The sequence below is a fragment of the Limnofasciculus baicalensis BBK-W-15 genome (assembly GCF_024178385.1).
GTDB lineage: Bacteria > Cyanobacteriota > Cyanobacteriia > Cyanobacteriales > Coleofasciculaceae > Limnofasciculus > Limnofasciculus baicalensis.
Genome location: NZ_JAMZMM010000564.1, coordinates 1 through 2,806 on the forward strand (window position 1 = coordinate 1; position 2,806 = coordinate 2,806).

2 protein-coding genes and 1 tRNA gene are annotated in these 2,806 nt (G+C 44.9%); all 3 read right to left on the reverse strand.

All coding sequences use genetic code 11. From position 1 onward, the window contains the following. Window positions 1–59 precede the first annotated feature (59 nt). Window positions 60–131: transfer RNA gene (locus NJ959_RS28125), tRNA-Gln, on the reverse strand. A 414-nt stretch (window positions 132–545) separates the two neighbouring features. After that, window positions 546–2,273 (reverse strand): R3H domain-containing nucleic acid-binding protein, encoded by a 1,728-nt coding sequence (locus tag NJ959_RS28130; protein ID WP_254015067.1) that lies wholly within the window; start codon window positions 2,271–2,273, stop codon window positions 546–548. A gap of 254 nt (window positions 2,274–2,527) precedes the next feature. Then, the coding region (locus NJ959_RS28135) for a Light dependent period protein LdpA domain-containing protein (protein ID WP_305069170.1) at window positions 2,528–2,806 on the reverse strand (279 nt) is incomplete at its 5' end.

The window sequence follows — 2,806 nt, forward strand, 5'->3', positions numbered from 1 at the left end:
TGCCTTTCATCCCCGGACTCAAGTCACGGGGTTTTCAGGCTATTTTCTTATAAATCTAACTGGGGTGCTAGGATTCGAACCTAGGAATGGCGGGACCAAAACCCGCTGCCTTACCACTTGGCTACACCCCAATGATGTCACCTTGCTTATCATAACACTAAGGGAGGGGAATTTGTCAAGTATTTTTTATTGGGGTGTAGGGTGTAGGGAGTGGGGGAAGAGAGTTTTGAGTTTTGAGTTTTGAGTTTTGAGTTATAGCAACCGCCACAACGGTTAGGACACAGAGAGATTGGTAGGGGTGTTCGCGTAGCGTTCTCGCAGAGTAGCAAGAGGGCAACAAACCCAAAATATTTATATCCTCTTGCTTCACCCTTCCCTCACTATTGATGCCCTAACTGCCTTGTCTATTGCTATAAAACTCTCCCTTGTCCCCCTTGTCCCCCTTGTCTCCCTTGTCTCCCTTGTGTCCCTTATCCCCACTCCCCGGAATAGTTCTCAGTTTTCAATTAAAACTTAAAACTCAAAACTCAAAACTCCCCACTCCCCTATGCTGGATAAATCCGCAAGCGACGATTGGGTTCATTGCCGAAACTATCGGACTTGAGACGGTAGTGTTCCACTAACTCGTGCTGCATCTTCCGTACTTTAGGCGATCGCGGTAATAATTCCACAGGTTGTCCTTTGGGAAGTACAATCTGTTCGACGGCTAAACGTGCTTCTTCAAGTGCCTCTATTTCGTCGTCAGAACCACTATTGGTAAATAACCGCAAATCGATAGTATCTGTCAATTCAGGGTCATCCATGTGCAACATCCGCCGCAAGACGCGGGCAATCTGTGGGATGGTGCTAGTTTTCACCGCATAAATTGGGATCTGACGCGCCCTGGAAATTGACCGCAGTTTGGAATGATTTTTAACGTGCGATCGCAAACCCAAGACTACATCAGCACTATCCATGTCTTTTGTCAAGACTACGGGTAAATCTAGAACCTCAATTACTTGCTCCAATTGATGGCGGCTCACCCCATAAGGATAAACATGCAACGGTAAATCCTCACTACTAGCTGTCGCTGCTAGTGGTAGCCTGTTTTTCTCTAAAAGTTCTGGCTGATACCAGGATTCATTGAGCAACTGTTCAAAATCGCTGTTTTCCGCTTCCCGTGGAGCGATTTGCCGAGACATGGGTTTCATCTGTCCGGATGCCCGCCAACCTGTTGGTTTGTTAGGCACTGCGGAGAGTAAACCTCTCTGTGATACTGGCGGAATCGGTGCATTGGGGAATTCGCGAGTAATCGTTACCTTTCCCCCCTCTTCCGCCGTCCGGACTTGGGGATTGGGTTGATTTCCCCGCAGTAAAGAATCCACAGTATCAGAAAGGTTTTCATGGATAATCCAGCTTTGCCTTTCCAGCATTTCTACCCCAATTTCAAAAGTGGGGGGTGCTTTCCGCTCTAAAACTGTTTTCTGAGAGCCACGTCGCCGAGCTTCATCATCACCTAATGTAACAGCCTGAATCCCCCCGACTAAATCGGAAAGGGTAGGATTTTTAATTAGGTTTTCAATCCGGTTTCCATGAGCAGTCCCGACTAACTGTACACCTCTTTCTGCAATAGTTCGAGCTGCTAAGGCTTCCAATTCCGTACCAATTTCATCAATAACAATAACCTCTGGCATGTGATTCTCCACTGCCTCAATCATCACTTGATGCTGTAATTCCGGACGAGCAACTTGCATCCTTCTGGCACGCCCTATAGCAGGATGAGGAATATCACCATCTCCAGCAATTTCATTGGAAGTGTCAATAATTACCACTCGTTTTTGCAAATCATCTGCTAAAACTCTGGCAATTTCTCGTAATGCAGTAGTTTTCCCGACACCGGGACGACCTAATAGTAAAATGGATCGTCCAGTTTCCACTAAGTCATTAATCATTTCGATAGTGCCAAACACTGCTCTACCAACACGGCAGGTTAAGCCAATAATCTCACCGGGACGATTACGAATGGCACTAATTCGGTGCAATGTCCGCTCAATTCCAGCGCGATTATCACCACTAAAATGACCTACTCGCTCAACACAATAGTTAAGTTGTGCTACAGTTATGGGCGTTTGCGAAAGGTAGTCTGCCCCATTAGGAAAACGCACCTCTGGTAATCGTCCCAAATCCATCACCACCTCAATCAAACTATCTCGCTGTGGATGTTGTTCCACTAAAGAGCGAATCTCGTTGGGCAGAATATCCAGTAATTTCTGGAGATCGTCTACCATCTGCATTCTGTTTGAAGTTATATTTTTTTCCACGACTGGCGATTCTCGATTAGATGACTGGTGTTGAAGGTCAGAGTTAATGCCGTGATTCACCATATTATCGGATTAAAAACAGCGATTGCTGTTAGGCTCAGTGGGCGTTATTTGAAATTAAATTGTGGCTAAATCATGGAGATTGATTTGATTTGATATGATTTGCCTGAAAAATATTTTGATAGATCATTGTTTTATTCATCCTCTTTTTTAAATTAATCAAAAACTCAACATTCCAACTCGCCCGATTTCAACTGGGAAACCAAGGAATGAGCTGTTGCCACAGCTTCCCAAAGTAAGTCAGGAAAATCTTCGAGATGTCCTGGGGAATTACTTTGATGGAATACTCGATTAGTATGGATAGTTTCCTCATTAATTTTTTCTAATTGGTCTAAAATTGGCGACAGTAAAACACGAGCATAGCTACCGTAAGCGACACCTGCTACATGGGTTTTTTGGAGTGGGTTTTTTGGAGTGGGTTTTTTGGAGTGGGGGGACAAGGGGGA